Source organism: Streptomyces sp. NBC_00443 (assembly GCF_036014175.1).
Lineage (GTDB): Bacteria > Actinomycetota > Actinomycetes > Streptomycetales > Streptomycetaceae > Streptomyces.
On record NZ_CP107917.1, the window covers coordinates 4706695 to 4730718 of the forward strand.

At 70.8% G+C, this 24024-nt stretch carries 22 protein-coding genes and 3 tRNA genes; 13 read left to right on the forward strand and 12 right to left on the reverse strand.

Annotation, left to right across the window (positions count from 1 at the left end; genetic code table 11):
• Window positions 1-115: 115 nt before the first annotated feature.
• The 3 genes from OHO27_RS21220 to OHO27_RS21230 form a co-directional block, all read right to left on the reverse strand.
• Entirely contained in the window at window positions 116-1081 is a 966-nt protein-coding gene (locus OHO27_RS21220) for a DUF5926 family protein (RefSeq protein ID WP_328426246.1), read from the reverse strand.
• Window positions 1082-1367: 286 nt separating this feature from the next.
• Complete coding sequence (locus tag OHO27_RS21225; protein ID WP_328426248.1) at window positions 1368-2006, reverse strand: ATP-binding protein; 639 nt, start codon at window positions 2004-2006, stop codon at window positions 1368-1370.
• Window positions 2007-2200: 194 nt separating this feature from the next.
• Entirely contained in the window at window positions 2201-3028 is an 828-nt protein-coding gene (locus tag OHO27_RS21230) for a glycerophosphodiester phosphodiesterase (RefSeq protein ID WP_328426250.1), read from the reverse strand.
• A 283-nt stretch (window positions 3029-3311) separates the two neighbouring features.
• Between OHO27_RS21230 and OHO27_RS21235 the strand changes: the two genes are divergently transcribed.
• From OHO27_RS21235 to OHO27_RS21250, 4 genes are all read left to right on the forward strand, one after another.
• Entirely contained in the window at window positions 3312-4922 is a 1611-nt protein-coding gene (locus OHO27_RS21235) for a S1C family serine protease (protein WP_328426252.1), read from the forward strand.
• Between the two features lie 148 nt (window positions 4923-5070).
• Window positions 5071-5157: transfer RNA gene (locus tag OHO27_RS21240), tRNA-Ser, on the forward strand.
• Between the two features lie 293 nt (window positions 5158-5450).
• Entirely contained in the window at window positions 5451-5747 is a 297-nt protein-coding gene (locus OHO27_RS21245) for a hypothetical protein (protein ID WP_328426254.1), read from the forward strand.
• A 216-nt stretch (window positions 5748-5963) separates the two neighbouring features.
• A complete protein-coding gene (locus OHO27_RS21250; RefSeq protein ID WP_328426256.1) occupies window positions 5964-6083 on the forward strand; it encodes an LPXTG cell wall anchor domain-containing protein in 120 nt (39 codons plus the stop codon).
• 25 nt (window positions 6084-6108) lie between these two features.
• Here OHO27_RS21250 and OHO27_RS21255 read toward each other — a convergent pair whose 3' ends face one another.
• The 5 genes from OHO27_RS21255 to OHO27_RS21275 all read right to left on the reverse strand — a co-directional run bounded on the left by OHO27_RS21255 (window position 6109) and on the right by OHO27_RS21275 (window position 9092).
• Window positions 6109-6462 carry a VOC family protein gene (locus OHO27_RS21255; protein ID WP_328426258.1) on the reverse strand — a complete coding sequence of 118 codons (354 nt, stop codon included), beginning with the start codon at window positions 6460-6462 and terminating at the stop codon, window positions 6109-6111.
• 66 nt (window positions 6463-6528) lie between these two features.
• The gene (locus tag OHO27_RS21260) at window positions 6529-6912 is read right to left on the reverse strand and encodes an amphi-Trp domain-containing protein (RefSeq protein ID WP_328426260.1); all 384 of its coding nucleotides are present in this window, start codon (window positions 6910-6912) and stop codon (window positions 6529-6531) included.
• Window positions 6913-7015: 103 nt separating this feature from the next.
• A complete protein-coding gene (locus tag OHO27_RS21265) occupies window positions 7016-7546 on the reverse strand; it encodes a DinB family protein (RefSeq protein WP_328426262.1) in 531 nt (176 codons plus the stop codon).
• A gap of 173 nt (window positions 7547-7719) precedes the next feature.
• On the reverse strand, window positions 7720-8151 hold the full coding sequence (locus OHO27_RS21270; RefSeq protein ID WP_328426264.1) for a hypothetical protein: 432 nt from the start codon (window positions 8149-8151) through the stop codon (window positions 7720-7722).
• Between the two features lie 74 nt (window positions 8152-8225).
• On the reverse strand, window positions 8226-9092 hold the full coding sequence (locus OHO27_RS21275) for a bifunctional DNA primase/polymerase (protein WP_328426266.1): 867 nt from the start codon (window positions 9090-9092) through the stop codon (window positions 8226-8228).
• 378 nt (window positions 9093-9470) lie between these two features.
• On the opposite strand from OHO27_RS21275, the gene OHO27_RS21280 reads away from it, so the two are divergent.
• From OHO27_RS21280 to OHO27_RS21305, 6 genes are all read left to right on the forward strand, one after another.
• The gene (locus OHO27_RS21280) at window positions 9471-9797 is read left to right on the forward strand and encodes a hypothetical protein (protein ID WP_328426268.1); all 327 of its coding nucleotides are present in this window, start codon (window positions 9471-9473) and stop codon (window positions 9795-9797) included.
• 195 nt (window positions 9798-9992) lie between these two features.
• Window positions 9993-11063: a bifunctional MaoC family dehydratase N-terminal/OB-fold nucleic acid binding domain-containing protein gene (locus OHO27_RS21285; RefSeq protein ID WP_328430500.1), complete on the forward strand. Its 1071-nt coding sequence runs from the start codon at window positions 9993-9995 to the stop codon at window positions 11061-11063.
• 99 nt (window positions 11064-11162) lie between these two features.
• Window positions 11163-11555: a MaoC family dehydratase gene (locus OHO27_RS21290; protein WP_328426270.1), complete on the forward strand. Its 393-nt coding sequence runs from the start codon at window positions 11163-11165 to the stop codon at window positions 11553-11555.
• Complete coding sequence (locus tag OHO27_RS21295) at window positions 11552-12718, forward strand: lipid-transfer protein (protein ID WP_328426272.1); 1167 nt, start codon at window positions 11552-11554, stop codon at window positions 12716-12718. Before OHO27_RS21290 ends, OHO27_RS21295 begins: the two co-directional genes overlap by 4 nt.
• Before the next feature lie 170 nt (window positions 12719-12888).
• Window positions 12889-13449: a SigE family RNA polymerase sigma factor gene (locus tag OHO27_RS21300; protein ID WP_328426274.1), complete on the forward strand. Its 561-nt coding sequence runs from the start codon at window positions 12889-12891 to the stop codon at window positions 13447-13449.
• A gap of 250 nt (window positions 13450-13699) precedes the next feature.
• The gene (locus OHO27_RS21305; protein ID WP_328426276.1) at window positions 13700-15376 is read left to right on the forward strand and encodes a long-chain fatty acid--CoA ligase; all 1677 of its coding nucleotides are present in this window, start codon (window positions 13700-13702) and stop codon (window positions 15374-15376) included.
• A gap of 125 nt (window positions 15377-15501) precedes the next feature.
• On the opposite strand, the gene OHO27_RS21310 is transcribed toward OHO27_RS21305, so the two are convergent.
• Together OHO27_RS21310 and OHO27_RS21315 are read right to left on the reverse strand one after the other, a co-directional pair.
• On the reverse strand, window positions 15502-19785 hold the full coding sequence (locus OHO27_RS21310) for a response regulator (protein WP_328426278.1): 4284 nt from the start codon (window positions 19783-19785) through the stop codon (window positions 15502-15504).
• Between the two features lie 311 nt (window positions 19786-20096).
• Entirely contained in the window at window positions 20097-20606 is a 510-nt protein-coding gene (locus tag OHO27_RS21315; protein ID WP_328426280.1) for an SSI family serine proteinase inhibitor, read from the reverse strand.
• Window positions 20607-20808: 202 nt separating this feature from the next.
• On the opposite strand from OHO27_RS21315, the gene OHO27_RS21320 reads away from it, so the two are divergent.
• The 3 genes from OHO27_RS21320 (at window position 20809) to OHO27_RS21330 (ending at window position 21919) form a co-directional block, all read left to right on the forward strand.
• Window positions 20809-20899 (forward strand) — tRNA-Ser (locus tag OHO27_RS21320).
• A gap of 203 nt (window positions 20900-21102) precedes the next feature.
• A tRNA-Arg gene (locus OHO27_RS21325) sits at window positions 21103-21175 on the forward strand.
• 450 nt (window positions 21176-21625) lie between these two features.
• On the forward strand, window positions 21626-21919 hold the full coding sequence (locus OHO27_RS21330) for a hypothetical protein (protein ID WP_328426282.1): 294 nt from the start codon (window positions 21626-21628) through the stop codon (window positions 21917-21919).
• A gap of 80 nt (window positions 21920-21999) precedes the next feature.
• On the opposite strand, the gene OHO27_RS21335 is transcribed toward OHO27_RS21330, so the two are convergent.
• Both OHO27_RS21335 and OHO27_RS21340 read right to left on the reverse strand, forming a co-directional pair.
• Window positions 22000-23049 (reverse strand): MASE1 domain-containing protein, encoded by a 1050-nt coding sequence (locus tag OHO27_RS21335; protein ID WP_328426284.1) that lies wholly within the window; start codon window positions 23047-23049, stop codon window positions 22000-22002.
• Window positions 23050-23096: 47 nt separating this feature from the next.
• Window positions 23097-23942 (reverse strand): PP2C family protein-serine/threonine phosphatase, encoded by an 846-nt coding sequence (locus tag OHO27_RS21340; RefSeq protein WP_328426285.1) that lies wholly within the window; start codon window positions 23940-23942, stop codon window positions 23097-23099.
• Window positions 23943-24024 lie beyond the last annotated feature (82 nt).

Below are 24024 nucleotides of genomic sequence, written 5' to 3' on the forward strand. Positions count from 1 at the left end.
TTTCCAGTCACGGATTCCCTTGCTCCGCATGGGAGTTGTGATCGGATTCACCCCTCCCGAGGGGGGCCGTGCGGCTGAACGGTCGTTCAGCCGCACCCGATCCGCGAGCCGCCCGTCAGCTGAGCGTGACCTGCCGGTTGGTCAGGCCGCCCCGCGCGCGACGCTCGTCCGCGGTGAGCGGGGCGTCCGTGGCCAGGGCCGCGGCGAGTCGCTCGGCGAACTCGGCCGCCGGCTTCTCCACGTCCTCCGCGCCGACACCGCTCGGCAGGTCCCAGACCGGCACGGTGAGGCCGTGCGCGCGGAAGGAGCCCACGAGACGGGTGCCTTCGCCGAGGTTCGACTTCCCTGCCGCGTGCAGCCGCGAGAGAGCGTCCAGAAGCTGCTCCTCGGGGTGCGGCATGACCCAGCGCAGGTGGTTCTTGTCCGGCGTCTCGCACCAGTAGGCGGCGTCCACGCCGGTGAGCTTGACGGTGGGGATGGCCGCGGCGTTGGCCCGCTCCAAGGAGGCGGCCACTTCCGGAGTGGCGTTCTCCGCGTCCGGGACCCAGAACTCGAAGCCGGAGTGGACAACTGGCTCGAAGGCGCCCTCGGGGTCGAGCAGATCCTGCAGCCGCGGACCGTCGGCCGGGGCGCGGCGGCCCTGGACGGGGGTGCCGGGCTGCGCGGTGAGCGCCTGCTGGAGGGTGTCGGCGAGGTCGCGGCTGATGTCGCCCGACGCCGTGTCGTTCTGCAGGCCGAGCAGGACCGAGCCGTCGTCGCGGCGCAGGGCCGGCCAGGCCATCGGCAGCACCGTGGCCAGCGTGACGGACGGGACGCCTTCGGGGAGGCCGCCCTTCAGGGGCAGTTCGACGGTGGCGGCGGGCACCAGCTCGCGCAGGGCCACCCAGTCGCACTCGCCCGGCAGCCCGTCGAACGGGCGCTGCACCAGCTCGGTCACCGCATGCGCGGCCGTCCGGCCATGACAGGCCTTGTAGCGGCGGCCGCTGCCGCAGGGGCAGGGCTCGCGTGCGCCGACGACCGGGACCTCGCCGTCGATGATCTGCGGGCGCTTTGCCTTGGTCTGGGGTCGCTTCTTGGCCATCGTGGGTGTCTCCCGGTTACGGCTCGTCTCGTACGGGCGCGAGCCTAGCCGTTCACGCCATGGTCGACGGGAGGCTGTGGACAACCCACGGGTCGTGCCGGGAGCGGGGGCGCTTCGCGGCGGAGGCGGAGCGTCGGTCGAAACCGACGTGTCCGGCTCTGTTTCCCTCGGTTCCTTCAGCACTGGGCAGTTGCTTCAGTGCTGTGCCGTTCCGTCAGCCCCCGTGCGGCTGCTTCCGTCCCGTGCGGTTGCTTCAGCCGCGTGAGGTTGCTTCAGCCCCGTGCCTTCAGTCCAGATCGTCGAACGCGTCCGCGAAGTCGAGGCGGGATATCCCGCCCAAGGCCGGCGCTGCGACGCGCGTAGCGAAATCGTCGCGGCGGTGCCCGGCATCCGGATCATGAACGTCGTCGTGGACCACGACCCAGACCGTGACCTCACCGCGGGCGTCGTCCCGTACGCCCCAGTCGTCGGCCAGGGCGGTGATGATGTTGAGCCCGCGGCCGCCGTGCGCGGTGACCGAGGGCGTGGCCGGAGCAGGGCGAGTGGGTCCGCCGCCGTCCGTCACCTCCAGCGTGAGCCTGCCGCCCGTCTCCACGCGCCATGCGGCCCGGACGTCCCCGTCCCCGGACAACGCGTCACCCAGCGGTCGGCCGTGTTTGCACGCGTTGCTCAAGAGTTCGGAAAGAATCAGTACGGCATCGTCGATGACCGATTCCGCCACGCCACCCCTGCGCAACTGAGAGCGCATACGGTGCCGCGCTTTCCCCACGCCCGCAGGGCCATGAGGAACGGCCATGCTCGACGACGTGGGCACCTCCTGTGCCACCACCAACGCCACCCCCGAGACCTCCTTTGCCCCACGCCACGGTGTGGATGCCCCATTGGCCTGTACCGGAAACCGGCCAACCAAGGTCCGGGGACGCATTCAGAACGATCGAATACGGACCGAACGCGCCGGAGCACTCCCTGTAATCGGGATGGCTGGAATTCGTAGGTGTGGCCGAGAGTGGAGGATGGGGCTGGAGGGGCTCGGGGGTCAAGAGGTTGCGCAATGATTGAAGGGGTTTTAGGGGTTTCCCCCGCTACCCCCTATCCCCGTGTATCCCCCATCCCCCTGTTTCAGCGGCCGAGCTGGTGCAGCACCGCGCGCGGGCGGTTGGTGATGATGGCGTCGATGCCGAGCTCGACACAGAGATCGACATCCTGTGGCTCGTTCACGGTCCAGACGTGCACTTGGTGGCCGGCACGCTTGAGGCGCTCCACGTAGCCAGGGTGGCTGCGCACGATCCGGATCGAGGGTCCCGCGATGTGGACGCCGGCGGGCAGGCGTCCGTCCCGCAGCCTCGGTGAGACGAACTGCATCAGATAGACCGTGGGCAGCACGGGCGAGGCGGCACGCACGCGATGCAGCGAACGTGCGGAGAAGCTCATGACACGCACCGGGGACTCGGCGGCCGAAGCGGGCGCGTCGAGCCCGAACCGCTTCAGCAGAAGCAGCAGCCGTTCCTCGACCTGCCCGGCCCACCTGGTCGGATGCTTGGTCTCGATCGCCAGCTCCACCTGCCGCCCCGCGTCGGCGACGAGCTCCAGCAGCCGTTCCAGAGTGAGTACGGAGGTGTCCTCGGGGTCCTCCGGCCGGAACTCCCAGTCCGGCTCCTCGGTGCGGTTCTTCCACGAGTCGCGGTTCTTGCGGGAGCCGAAGTCCAGGGCGGCGAGCTCGGCGAGTTCCAGCGCCGAGACCGCGCCGCGGCCGTTGGACGTACGGTTGACGCGACGGTCGTGGACGCACACGAGGTGGCCGTCGGCGGTGAGGCGTACGTCGCACTCAAGGGCGTCCGCACCGTCCTCGATGGCCTTCTTGTACGCGGCCAGGGTGTGCTCGGGGGCGTCTTCGGAGGCTCCGCGATGGGCGACGACTCGGATCTGCTGCTGCCGTGCGTGGGTCACCGCGTCATGGTGTCACCGAGCGGGGGTAGGCGTGGGACCGGAGGAGTCGTAAAGAGGCTCGAATTGTTCCTGTTTAGTCTCACATGACCTATATAAAGAATGGCCGTGGACCCACAGCGACCGCTTATGGTGCTCTGACGGCCCGTGGGAAAAGCTGACGGCATACAAAAAGCCGTAGCCATGCAGAGCTGAAGCGCACCGACAGCCGACAATTACTGGCCAGCGTGAACGGGCGTGACCGAGTGCGACCGATATCAACAGCCGTGGATCGAGGAGAGAAGCTGTGAGCACCGAGAACGAGGGCGCCGCGGTACCCCCGGCCCCGTCCGCACCCCCCGTGCCGGTGGATGCTCCTGCTGCTCCGGCGTCCCAGGAGGGCCCGGCTCCCGAGGGCGGTGACGCCCCGACCGCTCCCATCCCGCCGGTGCCTGGTGATGCCCCGGCGGGCTCGACCGGCACCGAGCCTTACGCCCACGCGGCCTCCGACGGCTCTCAGCCGCCTGCCGCCGAGGCCGTATCGAACGGAGCTCAGCAGCCGGCCCCGGCCCCTGACTCTTCCCCATCTCCTGCCTCTGCCCCTGCTCCTGCTCCGCAGAGCTCGGCGCCCGACGCGTCCTGGCCGCCCCCGCCGCCGCCCGGCACACCGCCGTACGCCGACAGCGGTGCCGCCACGGGTGGTGCCGGTGCGGGCGGCTTCGGCGCGGGTGGCTTCGGTGCCGGTGGTTTCGGTGCGGGCTCCGGCTGGGGTGCGACCTACCAGCAGCCGGAGCCGAAGTCCGGCCGCGGGCGGGGCGGACTGCTCGCCGGAGTCCTCATCGCCGCGCTGGTCGCGGGCGGCCTGGGCGGCGGTCTCGGTTACACCCTGGCCAAGAACAACGAGAACACCTCCTCGACAACCGTCTCCGCCCCCGACAGCGGCGGCTCCGTCAAGCGCGACCCGGGCACCGTCGCGGGTGTGACCGCCAGTGCGCTGCCGAGCACCGTCACCATCCAGGCGGAGAGCAGCGGCGGCGAGGGCGGCACCGGCACCGGCTTCGTCTTCGACACCGAGGGCCACATCGTCACCAACAACCACGTGGTGGCCGACGCGGTCGACGGCGGCAAGCTCACGGCGACCTTCGCGAACGGCAAGAAGTACGACGCGGAGGTCGTGGGCAACGCGCAGGGCTACGACGTCGCGGTCATCAAGCTCAAGAACGCCCCGTCGGACCTCAAGCCGCTCACGCTGGGCGACTCCGACAAGGTGGCCGTCGGTGACTCGACGATCGCGATCGGCGCCCCCTTCGGCCTGTCCAACACGGTCACCACCGGCATCATCAGCGCCAAGAACCGCCCGGTGGCCTCCAGCGACGGCACCGGCAGCAACGCCTCGTACATGAGCGCCCTGCAGACGGACGCCTCGATCAACCCCGGCAACTCCGGCGGCCCGCTGCTGGACGCGCAGGGCAACGTCATCGGCATCAACTCCGCGATCCAGTCCGCCGCCAACGGCCTGGGCGGCACCAGCCAGTCCGGCTCCATCGGCCTCGGCTTCGCCATCCCGATCAACCAGGCCAAGTACGTCGCCCAGGAGCTGATCAAGACCGGCAAGCCGGTCTACGCCAAGATCGGCGCCTCCGTCTCCCTGGAGGACACCACCGACGGCGCCAAGATCACCGAGCAGGGCGCCAGCGGCTCGGACGCGGTCGAGACGGGCGGCCCGGCCGCCAAGGCCGGCCTCAAGCCCGGCGACGTCATCACCAAGCTCGACGACCGGGTGATCGACTCCGGCCCGACCTTGATCGGCGAGATCTGGACCCACAAGCCCGGCGACAAGGTCACGATCACCTACGAACGGGGCAGCCAGTCCCGCACGGTCGACCTGACCCTGGGCTCCCGCACGGGCGACAGCTGACACCTACGGCCACGCACGCGCCCGACCGGCTCCGCCTGCCCAACCACTCCTGACGGCGGAGCCATTGGCCCCACCCGGACCACGCACCCCGCACAGCCCGCGCGGCCGGTAGGCTGTAGCCGCTCCACCCCAGGTGGGCCGGGGCCGAGGTGGGTTGCCCGAGCGGCCTAAGGGAACGGTCTTGAAAACCGTCGTGGCAGCGATGTCACCGTGGGTTCAAATCCCACACCCACCGCGCAGGTCAGAAGCATTGCAGGTCAGAAGGGGTGCCCTCAGTAGCGGGGCACCCTTCTGCGTTCACCTGCGGCCAGGACCTACGCCGCTTTGAGGCACCGTCCGGGTCTGGAAGATGACTGCGTCCCGCCCTCAACCCAAACCCGGCTTTGGTCACAACTGGAGCCCGGCGGCGCACTTCGGTGATGGAGAGGTTGCCTCCGCACGCCGAATACGTATCGCACTTGATCCCCTACCTTGAGTGACATCAGCGGGTCGCATCATGCGCGGTCCGCTCCAGGAGGGGATCTCAACATGATGCGACGACGCATGGCCGTGGCCCTGGGGGCGCTGGCGGCAGCCGCGACCTTGACAGTCGCGGTGCCGGGCTCGGCGTACGCGGCGGAAGGCGTCCTGGTCATCAACGGCGCTGCATACGAAAACCCGAGCGGCTGTTACGCCGTCGATCGGTACCCGTCCTCGGTGGGTAACCACACCGACGCCATCGCCGAGGTCCACTCAGGGCCGGACTGCTCCGGTCCGGTCGAGTGGCTGGTCTACCCGGGCGAGACGTACCACACCGAAACAGCCCAGAGCGTCTTCGTCCTCTGAGTTCACCGGCGGCATGGGCGCCTCGTTCCCAGCGGGGCGCCAGGTGACGGTTAGCCGCCCCCTGGCTGGTCTTGATGACCGTCGTGGCAGCGATGTCGCCGTGGGTTCAAATCCCACACCCACCGCGTACCTGCACGTCGCGGGGATGTCCGCGGGGCAGAGTGTCTCGATCTTGGCAACGGGCACTCGGAGGTTGCTGCCGCCCGAGGAGGTCCGATGCCCACGATCGCGCCGATCGCCTACAAGGGGCTCGACTCGATGCCCACTTGGTTTGTTGTCGTGGTCGCGGTGCTGGCTACGTTCGGGATCGTCCTGGCCTATCGGCGGAGGCGTTGACGGCCCCGCGCGCCCTCATCGGTTCTCACTGACGCCGTTGGCCGAGGACACAGAACTCGTTGCCTTCGGGGTCTGCCATGACAATCCACGACCTGTCACCTTGGCCGATGTCGACACGCTTGGCGCCGAGAGCCTCAAAGCGGGCCACCTCGGCGGCCTGGTCATCGGGCCTGAAGTCGAGGTGCAGTCGGCTCTTGGCCTTCTTGGGCTCATCAAGCCGGACGAACTCCAACCCTGGCAGGCGATCCGGCTCCGGGCGGATCTCGAACTCATCATCACTGGAGTGGACCACGACCCAACCGAGCGCCGAAGCCCACCACTGCCCCAAGGCCACCGGATCCGCCGAGTGAACAATTACCTGTTCCCATTCCAAGGTCATGTGCCGAGCCTAGGCACATCGTGACTTCGAGAACAGGTGCTTGTTCTGCTCGCCGCTCTCCCCCGTTCAGGACTTCTTCGCGCCGGTCCGCTTCGCGGCAGCGGTGGGCCTCTTCGCAGTGGCCCGTTTCGCGGTGGCCCGTTTCGTAGTCGTCCGCTTCGTGGCGGCCCGCTCTTCCGTCGCCCGAGTGGCCGTCGCCGGCGACGGGGCGGACCGGGCGGCCGATGTGATCGGCCACTTGAGCTCGATCTCGAGTTCGATCTCCCCATCCTCGACCTCGAACTCGATCTCACTGTGAAGATCGGCGGGGATCCGCAGACTCAACTTCCAGGGATCGATTTCCAGTTCGGCGTCCCCGCCCTTCCGCAAGGCGGCCGCGAGCGCCGCGAGCTGATCAGCCGCCTCCAGGCGGGACAGGGAGCGCTTCTGCTCAAACTTGAGGTCCGTCATGGCGTCTCCGATCCGATCCAGCGCACAAAACACCCGGTAATGACCATTCTGGGGGTGCGGGCCGAGTTGGACATCTCGTGGCGATGTGCTGTGAAAGTGCAGGTCAGTCGCCCGTCCGGCTCGCCCGCAACAGCCTCAACTGCCCGATCTCCGCGGCGTTCTTCATCAGCTCGGCGTTCACCCAGCCGATCATGTGGGTGACTGTGTGCTGCGCGTCGTTCGGCCACGGGAACGGCGCCGTGGCGTCCAGGCCCCTGTCGTCGAGCCCCTCCAGTGCCGTCAGCCACTCCGTGCGCAGGTCGCGCAGCCAGGCGACGGTTGCCGGGCCGTCGCCGGGCCACGTGACGTCGGCCCTCTCCCGGGGTGCGCGTCCCCGCAGATGGTCCGTGGCCACGCTCCACCACCAGCCGATGTGCCAGCTGACCCAGGCGATCGTCGGCACCGGGACGGGGTCGGGCTCGGTCTCCGTCCAGTCCGGCACCCAGGTGCCGTCGGCGGACCGGCGCACCGTCCAGCAGTACGGCCCCGGTTCCCACAGGAAATCCTCGGGCCGGAGCCGGTCGAGGTGGTACTCGAACAGCGCCCAGGTCAGATCGAACTGCCAGCGCAGCAGGTCACGTCGGGAAGCGCTCATCGGCCGACCTTGGCACAGGAGCTCCCCCGCGGGGCAAGCAGATTTCCCCACCCCGCGGCTGCTCCGAGAGCGCTGCAGACCGCTGCCTTCAGAGCCGTTAGGGCGCGAGAGGCCGGAGCGCGCTGGAGGCCGTACGGCGTGAGAAGCCGTAGCACGCTGGAGATCGCCGAGCGCTAGAGCTCGTAGTCCCGCGCCAGCCCCTCCCAGTCCACCTCCCGCAGCGCGTCCTCCGCATCGCAGCCGTACGGTACGTCCGTGGTCGGCTGGAACCAGATGATCGTGAGGGCGGAGCGGTGGAGGACCGGGTCGTGGTCGCGGTCGAGGGCCGTGGAGTGGAAGGCGCCGACGCAGGCCACGGAGGGCAGCACCTCGACGGGGCCGAATGCGCCCGAGTACTGGTCGGGATACTCACGCGGCGGCGGCACGAGGTGCACCGGCAGGGAAGGGTGGGCACGTTCCGCGGCGTGGAAGAGGCCCTTGATCTTCATGTCGTTGACCAGCCTGCACGGGTACCCCTCCAGCATTCCGCCGTACGTCGAGGAGAGCCGCAGCTCGGAGAGGTCGAGCGAGCGGCCGGACGTGAGGACGACGCGGGTCAGCGACATGGTCGGCACTCTAGGGCGGTGGTGCATCGAACTCCCGTGCATTTTTCGAGGCCTCGGTCGGGCGGCTGCGCCCGTCAGGGCCGGTGCCCCGTCATCCGCGCCGCCGACGCGATCGTCGCGCGGGCTTCGCGTTCGGTCAGGCCGGTGTCGAGCGCCGCCTCGACAAGGGGGTCGACGAGGGCGGGGCCGATGCCGTCCTCGTAGGCCCGGCAGGCCGCCCAGAACAGCCGGGTGTTGCGCTGGCCCTCGTGGGCGGCGAGCACGAACTGGACGAGTCCCTGGCCGTGGCCGCCGGCCGACGGGGGCGTGAAGGGGTGCGTGCGGGGCGGGGGGAGCAGAAGGCGCAGGAGGGCGCGCGGGCAGGGCGCGGGGGTGATGTGGGAGGTGCCGGGAGCGGTGCTGTAGGTGCCGTGGTCGGTGCGCGAACCGGGGCCGACGAGGTAGCCGCCGGCACCCCGGATGTCGATGCCGGGTGCGAGGCGGCCCGCCGAGTTGGGGACGACGACGTCGGCCGGGCCGGTCAGCCAGAGGTGGCGGCCGCCGCTGGGGGTCAGGACGACCACCGTGGGCGGAATGGTGAACAGGTGGCGCAGCGCCAGTTCGCGCAGGGCCGCGGAGGAGTCCGTACCGGATTTGGTGTCGAGGTCGATGCCGATCAGATGGTGCGGGGGAAGGCCACAGGCGATGCCGTAGCCCGTGGCCCAGGGGGCGGCGGCGAAGAGTTCGCGGATGCGGGCGGGGTCGGTGGAGGCGTCGTAGACCCCGTGCCCGAAGCGGCCGCACTCGCCGTGGCAGGGCGCGGGGTCGAGATCGTCGCGGTGCGGGGAGCGCAGGGCCGGGAGTTTCGTCCGGGACAGGGGGATGACGGCCAGTCCGCGCTCGGCGGCTGACAGGGCGTGTGCGAGGGCCAGCGTCGTGGCCTGCCGGTCGGTGGTGGCCATGCCTCTATGTTCGTACGCGTGTTCGAAAAAAGAAAGAGGGGGAGGGCGCGACTCGCCGGGCGACGCGCCGGTCGGCAGGGATTGGCCGGAAGTGCGCTGGAACCTTTCCCCCCTTGGGGGGCTTGGGGCGGAGGTGACCGTAGTGCCCTGTCTTGGGAGTTGGAAGTGGCGAAAGGGGTTTATCGACTTGTCATCACGCTTCAGGGCGAATAGGGGCTTCTGGGGTGGTTCGCCGGGGATTCGGTGGGCAACTCTGATCTCGCGACGTTGTGCAGAACTCCGGGGTGGTCGGCCAACTGCCTTGGAACGAGCAGTACTTCATGCACCACCAATGCGTCCGGCGGGGAGCCTGGGCGCACCTGTTCTGGAGGAACAAACATGGCAAGCATCCGTACCGCCCGCGTCATCGCCGCCGTCTCCGCACTCCCGCTGGCCGCCGCCCTCTTCGCCGGCGTCGCGACGGCGGACAACGGCGCCTTCGCGGACGACGGATCCAGCGCGGCTGTCACGAACGCCGCTCAGGGCCTCATCGGCAGCGGGGTCGGCGGCGACAACTACGGCAACTCGTCCACCACCCAGCAGCAGGCGACCGGTTCCGGCGCCTCGAACCAGAGCAACACGGCCCAGGTCAACGGTTCCGCGTTCACCTCCGTCAACCAGGGCAACGACAACACGTCCGTCAACTTCACGCCGCTCTGGTGGTGAGCTGAGGGGGCCGGTGCCCCGTGCTCAGGCACCGGCCTCCTCGGACTGTGTGGGGTGTGCTCTGTGGGTGCAACGCGTCTGCGCGGCGGTACTTCGGTACCGCCGCGCAGGCGTTTTTCCACGGCCTTGACAGTGCGCAATATCTGACGGACAGTCAGAAACCTTCGTGGGGCCTCTGGACGTTCCCGAGAAATGGTGGGAACCGGATCGGCGGTCGCGGTGTACCAGAAGTGTCAGTGCGATGCGCCGTGGGGCGAGTGGGGCGAAGAGGACGAGGGGGCGACGGTGAGCTACGAGCCGGTGGTGAGCCATGAGGTGAATGAGGGGGACGAGTTCGAGACGCGGCTCAAGGCGTACGCGGGGCGGCGCGCCGCCGTGGCCCGTGCGGGCAGGGATCCCGTGAACGCGCCCATGATCCGGCACTGGTGCGAGGCGATGGGCGACACCAACCCGGCGTACTCGGGACCGGACGCCATCGCACCGCCCACCATGCTCCAGGCGTGGACCATGAGCGGTCTGGTCGGCCATACGGGACGCACACACGCGTACGACGACCTGCTCGGCCTGCTCGACGAGGCGGGCTTCACGTCGGTGGTCGCCACGGACTGCGAGCAGGAGTATCTCCGGCCCCTGCGTCCGGGGGACCAGATCACCTTCGACTCGGTGATCGAGTCGATCTCGGAGCAGAAGACGACGAAGCTCGGCACGGGGTACTTCGTCACCACCCGCATGGACATCCGCGTCGGCCCCGACCTCGCCGGCACCCACCGCTTCCGCATCCTCAAGTACGCGCCCATACGCCGGGCAGGGCGGAAGTCGGCACAGCCGGACCGGGGGCAGAAGCCGTCACGCCCCCGCCCTGTCGTCAACCGCGACAACGCCGGCTTCTGGGAGGGCGTGGAGCAGCACAGACTGCTCATCCAGCGCTGCACCGGCTGCGGCACCCTGCGCCACCCCTGGCTGCCCGGCTGCAACGCCTGCGGCGGGCTGGACTGGGACACGGTTGAGGCGAGTGGCGAGGGGACGGTCTATTCGTACGTCGTGATGCACCACCCGCCGTTCCCCGCCTTCGACCCTCCGTACGCGGTCGGCCTGATCGAACTGGCCGAGGGGGTGCGGGTGATCGGCAACGTGCTGGGGGTGCCGTACGACAAGGTGCGGATCGGGCTGCCGGTGCGGCTGGAGTTCCAGGAGTTCGAGGAGGAGTTGGTGCTGCCGGTCTGGCGTTTTCGGGAGGCCGAGGAGATGCAGGAGGCGGACACATGACGGGCGGTGAGGGAGAGGTGGGGAGGCGGACACATGACCGGCGGTGAGGGAGAGACGGGGAGGCATAGGACGTGCGGTGAGGGAGTGCGGGGGAGGCACATGAAGGCCGGTCACGAACTGCCTCCGCTGGAGGTCCCTATCACCCGCACGCTGATCGTCGCCGGCGCCATCGCCTCACGCGACTACCAGGACGTGCACCACGACGCGGAGCTGGCCCGCCAGAAGGGCTCCCCCGACATCTTCATGAACATCCTGACGACGAACGGCCTGGTCGGCCGCTACATCACCGACCACTTCGGACCGACAGCCGTCCTGCGCAAGGTGGCCATACGGCTCGGGGCGCCCAACTACCCGGGAGACACGATGGTGTTGACGGGCAAGGTCGAGGAACTCGACGGCAGCACGGCCACGGTTCGGGTGACCGGCGCGAACGGCATAGGCAAGCACGTGACCGGGACGGTGACGGTGACCGTGCCGGAGGGCCCGGCATGAGCGTGCGGGCGCGGGACGCCCTCGCCGGGCGGGCGGCGATCGTCGGCGTCGGGGCCACCGAGTTCTCCAAGGACTCGGGGCGCAGCGAGCTGCGGTTGGCGGTGGAAGCGGTGCGGGCCGCGCTGGACGACGCGGGGCTGACGCCGGGGGACGTGGACGGGATGGTGACGTTCACGATGGACACCAGCCCGGAGATCACCGTCGCCCAGGCGTGCGGGATGGGTGAGCTGTCCTTCTTCTCCCGCGTCCACTACGGCGGCGGCGCGGCCTGTGCGACCGTCCAGCAGGCGGCGCTCGCCGTGGCGACGGGGGTTGCGGAGGTGGTGGTCTGCTACCGGGCCTTCAACGAGCGGTCGGGGCGACGCTTCGGGTCGGGGGTGCAGCACCGGGAGCCGTCCGCGGAGGGCGTGGCGCTCGGCTGGTCGTTGCCGTTCGGGCTGCTCACCCCCGCCTCCTGGGTGGCGATGGCGGCGCAGCGGTATCTGCACACCTACGGGCTGACGCCGGAGGCGTTCGGACATGTGGCGGTCATGGACCGCAGGTACGCCGCGACCAACCCGGCTGCGTACTTCCACGGCAGACCCATCACCCTCGCCGACCACGCGGCCTCGCGCTGGATCGTCGAGCCGCTGCGGCTGCTGGACTGCTGCCAGGAGACGGATGGCGGTCAGGCGATCGTCGTCACGTCCGTCGACCGTGCCCGTGACCTGCCCCACCCGCCGGCCGTCATAGCGGCGGCGGCCCAGGGCGCCGGACGCGGGCAGGAGCAGATGACGAGCTTCTACCGGGACGACCTCACCGGCCTGCCGGAGATGGGCGTGGTGGCGCGGCAGCTGTGGCGGACGGCGGGGCTGGGGCCGGGGGAGATCGACGTGGGGATTCTGTACGACCACTTCACTCCTTTCGTCCTGATGCAGCTGGAGGAGTTCGGGTTCTGCGGAAAGGGGGAGGCCACGGACTTCGTAGCCGAGGAGAGGCTGCCGCTCAACACACACGGGGGGCAGCTCGGGGAGGCGTATCTGCACGGGATGAACGGAATCGCGGAGGGGGTGAGGCAGGTGCAGGGCAGGGCGGTGAACCAGATACCCGGAGCGGAGCGGGTGCTGGTGACGGCGGGGACAGGGGTGCCGACATCGGGGCTGGTCCTGGCCGCCGACGGCTGATCCCGGCCTTGCTGCCGACGGTGACCCTCAGGGGTAATCCCGCAGTATGCGTCCGTCGCTCGTCCACCTTCAGGAGGTGGAGTCAGCCCCACCCCTACAACCTGAGGCGGACGTTGCTTCGGCACCTGCGGCCGATCCGCTGAAGTAGGGGTCGCTCATAGCGTGGAGTCATGACCACACCCGTCTGCACCAGCGCTTCCGACGCCGCGACGCGGGCCTTTCCGAACGCGACGTATCCCTCCTTCACGTCGTACGTACGGGCCCGCCAGCCGGTGCTGCTGCGTACCGCCCGGTCGCTGACCGCGAACCCGTGCGACGCGGAGGACCTGCTGCAGACCGCGCTCACCAAGACGTACGTGGCCTGGGAGCGCATCGAGGACCATCGCGCGCTCGACGGCTATGTGCGCAGGGCGCTGCTGAACACGCGGACATCGCAGTGGCGCAAGCGCAAGGTCGACGAGTTCGCCTGCGACGAGCTGCCCGAGCCGGAGCCCACCTCCGGGCACGGAGACGACCCGGCGGAGCAGCAGGCGCTGCACGACGCCATGTGGCGCGCGATCATGCGGCTCCCGGCGCGGCAGCGGGCAATGGTCGTCCTGCGGTATTACGAGGACCTCAGCGAGGTCCAGACGGCCGAGGTGCTCGGCGTCTCCGTAGGCACGGTCAAGTCGGCGGTGTCGAGAGCCCTCGGGAAGCTGCGCGAGGACCCTGAGCTGGTGCTGGTCCGGTAGGACCGACGCCGACACCGAAGCGAGGCTGACGCCGACGCGCAGCCGACGCCGACGCACGGCCACCGCCCCACAGCTTGCCTGCCACCGCCCCACAGCTTGCCTGCCCCCACGCCACCCTCCCTGCCCTGCCCCGTCCCGCCTACCGTCACAGCCCCGTGAACGCAACGTGACGTGATCGATCAGCCGGTACTAGTGACATACCGCTCGGTATGCGCGCAGAATCTCCGCAACCCTTACTACCGCGTAGGCAATGTCGCCCCGGGAGGACGCCGTGCTGAGCACCATGCAGGACGTACCGCTACTGATCTCGAGGATCCTGACCCACGGGTCGACGATCCACGGAACATCACAGGTCACCACCTGGACCGGTGAGGCCGAGCCGCACCGCCGTTCCTTCGCCGAGGTCGGTGCTCGTGCGGCCCAGTTGGCGCACGCCCTGCGCGAGGACCTGGGCGTGGCCGGCGACGAACGGGTCGCGACCCTGATGTGGAACAACGCCGAGCACGTCGAGGCCTACTTCGCGATCCCCTCCATGGGCGCGATCCTGCACACGCTCAACCTGCGCCTCCCTCCCGAGCAGCTGGCCTGGATCGTCAACCACGCGGCCGACCGGGTCGTCATCGCCAACGGTTCGCTCCTCCCCCTGCTGGTGCCGCTGCTGCCGCACCTCAAGACGGTGGAGCACGTGGTGGTGTCGGGGCCGGGTGACCGTTCGGGCCTCGCGGCCGCCGACGTCCAGGTGCACGAGTACGAGGAACTGATCGCCGGCAAGCCGACGACGTACGACTGGCCGGAGCTGGACGAGCGGCAGGCCGCCGCCATGTGCTACACCTCCGGCACCACGGGCGACCCGAAGGGCGTCGTCTACTCGCACCGTTCGATCTACCTGCACTCCATGCAGGTCAACATGACCCAGTCGATGGGCCTGACGGACCAGGACACCTCGCTCGTGGTGGTGCCCCAGTTCCACGTCAACGCCTGGGGACTGCCGCACGCCACCTTCATGACCGGCGTCAACATGCTGATGCCGGACCGCTTCCTCCAGCCCGCGCCCCTCGCCGAGATGATCGAGCGCGAGAAGCCGACCCACGCGGCCGCCGTGCCCACCATCTGGCAGGGCCTGCTCGCCGAGCTCACCGCGAATCCCCGGGACGTCTCCACCCTCGGCCAGGTCACCATCGGCGGCTCGGCCTGCCCGCCCTCGCTCATGGAGGCGTTCGACAGCCTCGGCATGCGGGTCTGCCACGCCTGGGGCATGACGGAGACCTCCCCGCTCGGCACGGTCGCCCGGCCGCCGGCGCACGCGGTCGGCACGGCGGAGGAGTTCGCGTACCGGCTCACCCAGGGCCGCTTCCCGACGGGCGTCGAGGCCCGGCTCACCGGCCCCGGCGGCGAGCGCATCCCGTGGGACGGCGAGTCGGCGGGCGAGCTGGAGGTGCGCGGCCCCTGGATCGCGGGCGCCTACTACAACGGCCCCGACGCCGAACCGCTGCGCCCCGCCGACAAGTTCAGCGAGGACGGCTGGCTGAAGACCGGCGACGTCGGCATCATCTCCCGCGACGGCTTCCTCACGCTCACCGACCGCGCCAAGGACGTCATCAAGTCCGGCGGCGAGTGGATCTCCTCGGTCGACCTGGAGAACGCGCTGATGTCCCATCCGGACGTCGCCGAGGCCGCCGTGGTCGCCGTCCCCGACGACAAGTGGGGCGAGCGTCCGCTGGCCACGGTGGTCCTCAAGGAGGGCGCCAGCGCCGACTTCGAGACCCTGCGCGCCTTCCTCGCCGACGAGGGCAAGATCGCGAAGTGGCAGCTGCCGGAGCGGTGGACGGTCATCGCGGCGGTGCCGAAGACGAGCGTCGGCAAGTTCGACAAGAAGGTGCTGCGCAGGCAGTACGCGGAGGGTGGCCTGGACGTCACCCAGCTCTGACGGGGCGCAGTTGCGGGAACTTTCGTGGGGCGGGCGGCTGCGGGTGGTCCGTGGTTGCCCGCCCCACGCGGCGTGGCCGCACATCGACACGGTCCCGCGCCCCTTTCAGGGGCGCGGGACCGTCGTCAGTTGGTACCGATCCGTGCCAGCAGGTCCACGATCCGGCTCTGCACCTCACCACTCGTTGACCGTTCGGCCAGGAACAGCACCGTCTCGCCCGATGCCAGGCGGGGCAGGTCGGCCTGGTCGACGGCGGCGGTGTAGACGACGAGCGGGGTGCGGTTGAGCTGCCCGTTCGCGCGCAGCCAGTCGACGATCCCGGCCCGGCGCCGATGCACCTGCAGCAGGTCCATCACGACCAGGTTCGGCCGGAAGTCACCCGCCAGCGCCACGGCGTCGGCGTCACTCGCGGCCCGCGCCACCTGCATCCCGCGCCGCTCCAGCGTCGCGGTCAGCGCCAGCGCGATCTCCGCGTGCTCCTCGATCAGCAGCACGCGCGGCGGGTGCTGCTCACTGTCCCGCGGCGCCAGCGCCTTGAGCAGTACGGCGGGGTCGGCGCCGTACGCTGCCTCCCGCGAAGCCTGTCCGAGCCCCGCGGTCACCATCACCGGCACCGACGCGGCGACCGCGGCCTGCCGCAGCGACTGCAGCGCGGTCCGCGTGATCGGCCCGGTCAGCGGATCGACGAACAGCGCGGCGGGGAACGCCGCGATCTGCGCGTCGACCTCCTCGCGCGAGTGCACGATGACCGGCCGGTAGCCGCGGTCGCTCAGCGCCTGCTGGGTCGTCACATCCGGTGCGGGCCACACCAGCAGCCGCCGCGGGTTGTCGAGCGGCTCCGGCGGAAGTTCGTCGTCCATCGGCTGCGGCCGCGGAGTGTCGGCGACCTCGACGGCCCCGCCCGGACCGTCCAGCGGCTCGGGCCCCTCGGCGGCGTTCTCGTCCGGCGCGCCTATGGCGTACGACCGTCCGGCCGCCTCGGTCGTAGGCGCCAGCCGCGACTGCCCGGCCAGCGACGGCTGGGGCTGCGGCTGGGACTGGGGTTGCCCGCCGAGCGACTGCTGCGGCTGTGCGGACACCGGCTGCTCGGACGGCGGATGCGGCCGCGCCGCCTGCTCCGGCGAAGCGCCGGGCCGCGCGGCCGGGTCGGGCGGCGTGCCCAGCTTGCGGCGGCGTCCGCCGCTGGTCTGATGCGGGGGAGGCGTGGCCGACGACTGCGCGGGCGGCGCCGGCTGCTGCACCTGCGCGGCCTGCCGAGTGAACGGCACCCCCTGCCCCAGCGTCCGCACACTGATCGCCCGGCCTTGCGTCGAGTTCGGGTCGACGGGAGCGGCCGGAGCACCCGGAGCGGCGGCTTCGGCGGGCAGCGGCTGGGCCGCCCGCTCCGACTGACCGACCGGGGCTGCAGCCGCGCCTTCCGGAGGCAGCGGGGTGCCCGGAGCCGGGGTGCCCGGCGAGGGCTGGGGCTGCGCGGCCCGGGGGGCGTTCGGCTTCGGCGGTACGGGGGCACCGGGCGCGGCCCGCGGGGGTACGGGCGTGCCGGCAGCGGCGTTCGCCGGTACGGCGGTCCCGGCGTCCGGGGTGTCATCGGCGGCGGGCCATGGCTGCGGGGCCGGGGTGCCTTGAGCCGAGGTGCCCTGCTCGGGGGCTGCCGGACTGGGGGCCGCCTCGGCGGGGAGAGGCAGGCTCGGGGCAGCGGCGTTCGGCGCGGCGGCCTGGGCGGGCTGGTCCGCAACCGGCTGGCCCACGGCCCGTCGGCGACGCCCGGTCGGCGCGCTGGTCGGATGCGGCTGTGGCGGGGTGTGGTCGGCGGCCTGATCGTGCGGCACGGCATCGTGCCGGCCCTCGTCGACGAGAACGTCCCCAGGAGCGCCCTGCCCGGCAGCCGGCACCTGCCCGGGCGCCGGGACCTGCCCGGGAACCTGAGCCTGCGCCTGCACGGGAGCCGGGATCGAGCCCGGAGCCACAGGCGCACCCGGCGCCCCAGCCACACCCGGCGTCACAGCCGCGGCCGGAGAGGGAGCCGCAGCCGGCTCACCGCCGCCCTGCTCCGCCCCCCTGCTGGCAGCAGTCCGGTCCGCCGCGGCGGGCGGCAGCGCGAACACCGGACGGGGCCCGGCCTCCTGCGCCTGCGCGGCACCTCGCTCGGCGGCCGTTGCCAGGGCACGTCGACGTCGTCCGGACGCCTGAGGAGCATCGCCCGAGCCGGCCGTACCGGACCCGGAAGCCGAAGCGGAGGTACCGGCCGCAGGCAGGGCGGGCGGCAGAGCGTGCTGCTCCCCGCCGTCCCGCCGGGCGCGTCGTCCGCCGGGCGCCGGCACTCCCTGCGGAGGCACGGTCGCGCCCAGGCCGTTCCCGATGGCCGCGGCTCCCGCCGCATGCTCGGCGGCCGTGACCACGGCCCCCTCGGAGACGCCGTCTCCGCCGTCCTCGGCAGGCCGTCCGCGCCGCCGTCCGGTACCGCCGGAGGCCTCGCCCTCGGCGTCCGCCGCACCCTGGGGCAGCGCCGGAACGGCAGCTGCCGAACGCCTGCGCCGCCGTCCGGTGGGCGCGGAGCCCTCCGCGTCGGCGGAATCGGCGTCGGCACCGGGCGTGTCGCTCGCCAGGAAGGCGTCCACGGAGGACCGCCGGGCCCGCCGCCGCCCGCCACCGGCACCCTGCTCGGCACCGGTAGCCACAGCGGCACCCTCGGTCCCGTCAGTGGCCTCAGGCGCGACGCCGTCCACGGGTGCCGCCGGAACGGCTCCCGCCCCACCCCCGATGGGCACTTCGAGGACGTACGCACTGCCGCTCATCCCCGGCACCTCGTGCGTCTGGAGCACACCGCCGTGGGCCCGCACGATCCCGCGCACGATCGGCTCGTGCACCGGGTCTCCCCCGGCATACGGCCCGCGCACCTCGATCCGTACGACCTCACCGCGCTGTGCCGCGGCGACCACGACGGTGTTGTCCATGTAACCGCCCGCCGACACGGGCGAGTTCCCGGTCGCGTCGACCCCCGCCACATCGGCGACGAGATGCGCGAGCGCGGTGGCGAGGCGCTGCGGGTCGACCTCGGCCTCGATGGGCGGTGCGTGCACGGCGAACTGCACCCGCCCCGGCCCGATGAGTTCCACGGCCCCGTCGACACCCGCGGCGACGACGGCGTCGAGCATCACCTTCGTACGGGAGACCTGGTCGGTCCCCGAGTCGAGCTGCTGGTACCCGAGGACGTTGTCGATGAGCGTCGTGATCCGGGAGTAGCCGGCCGACAGGTGATGGAGCACCTGGTTGGCCTCGGGCCACAGCTGCCCGGCGTCGTCGGCGGCGAGCGCGGCCAGTTCACGGCGGAGTTCGTCGAGCGGGCCCCGGAGCGAGCCCGCGAGGAGCGTCAGCAACTGCTCGTGCCGAGCCGCCAGCGCCTCGTACCGGTCCTTCTCCCGCTCTCCGAGCGCGGCATACCGCTCCTCGCCCGCGGCGAGTTCCTCGGCGTGCAGCTCCCGGAGCTCCTCGACCTCGCTCACATGCTTCTGCCGCAGGGCGGTCAGCTCGGAGGCGTGCTCCTCGGCGAGCCGCTCCAGCTCCTCGGCGTGCCGCTCCTCGGCGGTGGTCTTCTCCTCGGCGAGGGCGTCGTAGGGCCGACGGTCGGCGAAGGTCATCACGGCGCCGACGAGCTGGTCGCCGTCGCGCACGGGCGCGGTCGTCAGGTCGACGGACACCTCGTCCCCGCCCTTGGACCACAGCACCTGCCCACGCACCCGGTGCTTGCGCCCCGAGCGCAGGGTGTCGGCGAGCGCGGACTCCTCGTACGGGAAGGGCGACCCGTCGGCACGGGAGTGCAGGACGAGCGTGTGCAGCTCGCGTCCACCGAGGTCGCTGGCCCGGTAACCCAGTATCTGAGCGGCGGCCGGGTTGACGAGAACGATCCGCCCGTCGGTGTCGGTGCCCACGACACCTTCAGAAGCGGCCCGCAGGATCATCTCGGTCTGCCGCTGCGAACGCGCCAGCTCGGCCTCGGTGTCGACGGTGCCGGTCAGATCGCGTACGACGAGCATGAGCAGCTCGTCACCGCCGTAGCCGTATCCGTCGTAGGCCTGTTGCCCGTTCTCGAGATTCGCGGACGTCACCTCGACCGGGAACTCGGTGCCGTCGGTCCGCCGGGCCATCATCCGGGTCGGCTTGGTCCGGCCCTGCGGGTCCATGTGGTCGGGCCGTCGCATGGACCCCGGGATCAGCTTGGAGTCGAACTGCGGCAGCAGATCGAGCAGCCCCCGCCCCACCAGAGCCGTCCCCGGCGCCTCGAAGGCCTCCAGGGCGATGGTGTTGGCGTTGACGACGGTCCCATTGGCGTTGACCAGCACCAACGCATCGGGAAGCGCGTCGAGTATGGCTGCGAGGCGAGCAGCGCCTCGGGATGGCCTGCTGCTCACGAGACGCTTCCTCCCTGTTACCGCACCTTGCCGACCGCTCGGGCCATCTTGCCAACCGGCCCGCGACGTGTCACGCGAGGGAGTCTAAAGGCTGGGGTTGCGCTCGCGACGCCGGATGAGAGGGAGGTCGCACGACGAAGTGACCCAGAACGTATGACCGCCTGTGCCGACGTCCTGCCAGCGTCCTTCGGGCTTCGCGAGACCTTCGCGGGACTTTTACGGCGCCGATGCCTTCCCCATGGAAAGCCTGTGCGACGGCGTACCGGACCCCCTGCTTCCCTGACGTACGGCGGCGTGGTGCCGTCGTGGGGCTACGGCCGCCCCTGCTGGCGCAGGTCGGGAAGGAGCGGCACGAGCCGGTCCCAGCGGTCGATCTCGCACCCGTTGCTGCGGTCGTACCGCGCGTCGACGGGACGCCCGGCCCAGGTCCCGGTGACACGCGCGGTGGCCGGGCCGCCGTACTGCATGGTGCAGAAGCCGCCCCGCTCCGCGGGGGCGAAGGTGTCCTTGCCCCACCGGGCGCCGCGATCGAGCGCGGCACAGGCCCCGGCGGCGTCGGGGTGGTCGCCGCCGGCCGGGTGGCAGGACAGCTCATAGGTCCCGTCGGCGCCGCCGCCGGCGTTGCGGACGGTGACGGTGAGGTGGTCGCCCGAGCGGCCGGGGTCCGTCAGGGACGGGGACGCGAGGGGGAGCGGCGCGGCCTGTGCCTGCGCGGCGGCGGGCGCGACGGAGGCGGAGCCGACGGCGACGAGGGAGCCGGCGGCGACGAAGAGCAGCCGGCGAAGGCGCCGGGCCGGGGCGGAACGGTTGACCTGCAACATGACCTGACTAACGCCGCACCCCCGCGTACGTTGCGGCCCCGCCTCTCCTCGCCCGTCCTCGCCCGGCGCTCCGCGAAGCACGCCGGGAAGAGCTTTGCCCTGCGGCCTACCCGCCTAGTACCGTGGAGGTCGATTGGTGACAGCACGCTCGACTGTGTCATCATCTGCACGCACCACTCGCGCTCGCGCGGGCGGCTGTGCTGGAGGCGTCGCCTAGTCCGGTCTATGGCGCCGCACTGCTAATGCGGTTTGGGCCTCAAAGCCCATCGAGGGTTCAAATCCCTCCGCCTCCGCGCTAGATCACGAAGCCCCGGTCCCAGGACCGGGGCTTCGGCGTTTTGCCACACCGCCGAGATTCGGCCCCATTAGGCCGTTTTCGCAGGTCACAAGGGGTATGGCAAACGGATTTCACATGGCGGCGGCAGTCATGTAATGTTCTTCCTGTCGCCGCGAGCGGGCCGGAAGGGCCGGGAGCGGCGGGAAAACAGAACAACACGCACTCGTAGCTTAACGGATAGAGCATCTGACTACGGATCAGAAGGTTGCAGGTTCGAATCCTGCCGAGTGCACATCAGTTCAAAGGCCCCGGAGAGATCCGGGGCCTTTGGCGTTTGCGCGCATCGACAGGGGAGTCGACAGATCCGTGTGACGTCTGGGGGGCGTTCATGAAAGGCAAGGGTGGACGAGCAGCGGTCACCGGGGTCGTCTTGGCCGCGCTCGTAGGGTGCGGTGCCGGCAGCGCGGACTCGCGGGCGACGGAGCGAAAGGGGGCCGCTGCTTCTCCGGCAGCGTCACCGGCGCAGGAGCGCCTTTCTCCCGAGGATCTGCAGAGCCGGTGGTGGACCTGGGCGGCCTCGGAGCCGGAGGGGACGAATCCTGTCTCCGATGAGGACGGCAGCTCGTGCGGGCGCAACCAGGCACGGCACGTCTGGTTCTTGGCGGGCTCTTTCGGCGGGCAGGTCAAGCGGTCGTGCAAGGTTCCCGGAGGAGTGCCCCTTGCGTTCCCCTTGGTGAACCTCGTGGGTGGGCCCTCCGACTGCGAGGCCTTCATGGACGAGGCCAAGGGGACCGCAGTGCTGGATGGCAAGGAACTCGACCCGGAGGAACACCGGGGAGCGACGATCTTGGTGCGGGCCGCTGCGGACAACCCCGTCACCCAGTCCGCAGGGACGTTCACGACCACGGGTTGTGGGTTGTGGGTCCAGACGGAGCCGCTGGACCCCGGGCAGCACACTCTGACGATCCGTGGTGAGTCCGCGGCCTTCTCCGTCGGGGCGGACTACTCCGTAAGCGTCGAGGACGTATCGAAGTAGCCCGAAGGCCAGGAGATATCGGCATCTGAAGTCCGGTGCGCCGGTCGCCCGTTCGTTCGTGCCGGAGCCATGGCGACTCGCTATGGCCCCCGTTGGCGGTTGCCTCCGAGAGCTCGTTGAGGGGTCGCGCTGGAGCTGTGGATCGAGTCGGTTCGGGGAGGCGGTTGTTTGCTGAGGGGGCGGTCCGAGGCGAGTTGGGTCAGGGCTTCCGTCAGGTCGTCGCAGGCGTCCTGGAGGGCCTGGAGGGTTTGGTTCCGTTCGGTGATCACCGCTGAGAGCAGGAGGGCCGTCAGGGCCACGGTGCCGTTGAAGGCCTGGAGGATGACCATCTTGGCGAGGAGGTCCTGGCCCGCGAAGGGGCCCGAGCCGACGGCGCCTGCGTAGATCGCGATGACGGAGGCGGTCAGGGCGCAGGGGGCGGCGCCGAGGAGTTGGAAGCGGAAGGCCGCCCAGATGAGGAAGGGGACGACCAGGAAGAGGAGGCTGACCGAGCTGCGGGTGGCGACCAGGGTGACCGCCGCCGTGCCGCCCAGCAGGAACAGGGCCTCCGCGCCGCGCAGCACCGGCGAGCCCCGGGGCAGGCGGGCGGTGCGGGCGGCCAGCAGGAGCGGGGCGATGAAGAGGACGCCCATCGCGTCGCCCGTCCACCACACCGACCAGGCCGCCCAGAAGTCGTCGGCCGGCAGCGCGTCGGCGGCCACCAGGACGCCCGTGCCGATCGTCGAGCTGATCACCATGCCGCCCAGGGCGCCGAGGAAGACCAGGGCGAGGGCGTCCTGCAGTCGGTCCAGGGTGGTGCGGAATCCCGCGCGGCGCAGGAGGAGGCAGGCGCAGACCGGGGCGATGGTGTTGCCGGCCGCGATGGCGAGCACGGGGAGGATCGACGGTCCGAGCGCCACGTTCACCACGAACGCCCCGACCGCGACAGCCGGCCACATGCGTAGCCCCCAGAGCATCAGGGCGACGACCGCGATGCCGGTGGGCGGCCAGAAGGGCGTGATCTGGCCTCGTACCAGTTCCTGCTCGAGACCGAGCTCGGCGCTGCCGTAGTAGGCGGCCGTCACGGCAGCCAGTCGCAGGCCCTCGGCGCCGTATCGCCGGAGCGGCGTGCCGGGCGGCACCACCGTCATCGCTGCCCACCGCAGCGGTCGTCGTCCCGCTCGTGCAGCATTGCCGTTCACCCTCCGCCGGTCCGCGCGTGCTCCCCGAGTCCGTCGTAGCGAAGGACCAGGACCGCCGCGTCGTCGTTGTGGCCGGTGAGGTCCGCCACCTTGATCACCTGTGCGGCCAGCTCGTCCGGGTCGGTGCAACAGGCGTCCCCGACCAGGTCGGCCACCTTCTTCATGCCGTCGTCGATCGGGTAGTCAGGGCCTTCCACCACACCGTCGGTGAGCAGCACGAACGCGCCCGCACCGGTCAGCAGCCGACGGGACGCCGGGTAGTGCTCGCCGGCGTGGATGCCCAGTGGCAGGCCGCCTTCGTGCAGGACGATCTCGCAGCGGCCGGCGGTCGTGGCCCAGACCGCCGGGACGTGCCCGGCGCGGGCGTCGCACAGCTCCCCGGTGGCCGGGTCGAAGCGCAGGAACGAGCAGGTCACGAACAGCTCGGAGGCCATCGCGACGAGCAGGTCGTTGGTGCGTCCGAGCACCTCCGCGGGGTCCGTGGTGGCGGTCGCGACGGCGCGCAGACAGGTCCGCACCTGCCCCATGTGGGCCGCTGCCTCGACGTCATGGCCCTGCACGTCCCCGATGGCGAACCCCACCGAGCCGTCCGGCATCAGGAATCCGTCGTACCAGTCGCCGCCGATGTCCAGCCCGCCCCGTGCGGGCGTGTACCGTCCCGCCGCCTGCAGACCGGGCAGGGCGGGGAGCTCCGCGGCGAGGACCTGGCGCTGGAGTGCGGCGGCGAGCTCGACGCGTGCCTGCTGGAGCTTGATCTGGTCCAGGATCCGGCCCGTGAGATCCCCGAGCTGCTGCAACAGCTCTCTGGCGGTACCGGCCGAATCGGTGCGGCGGTGGGCCATGGCGTCACACCCCGGTTCTTGCGGAGCGCTCTTCGCGGTATACGTCAGATATGCCGCATTGCCTGTTATGTGTGGTGTGCCT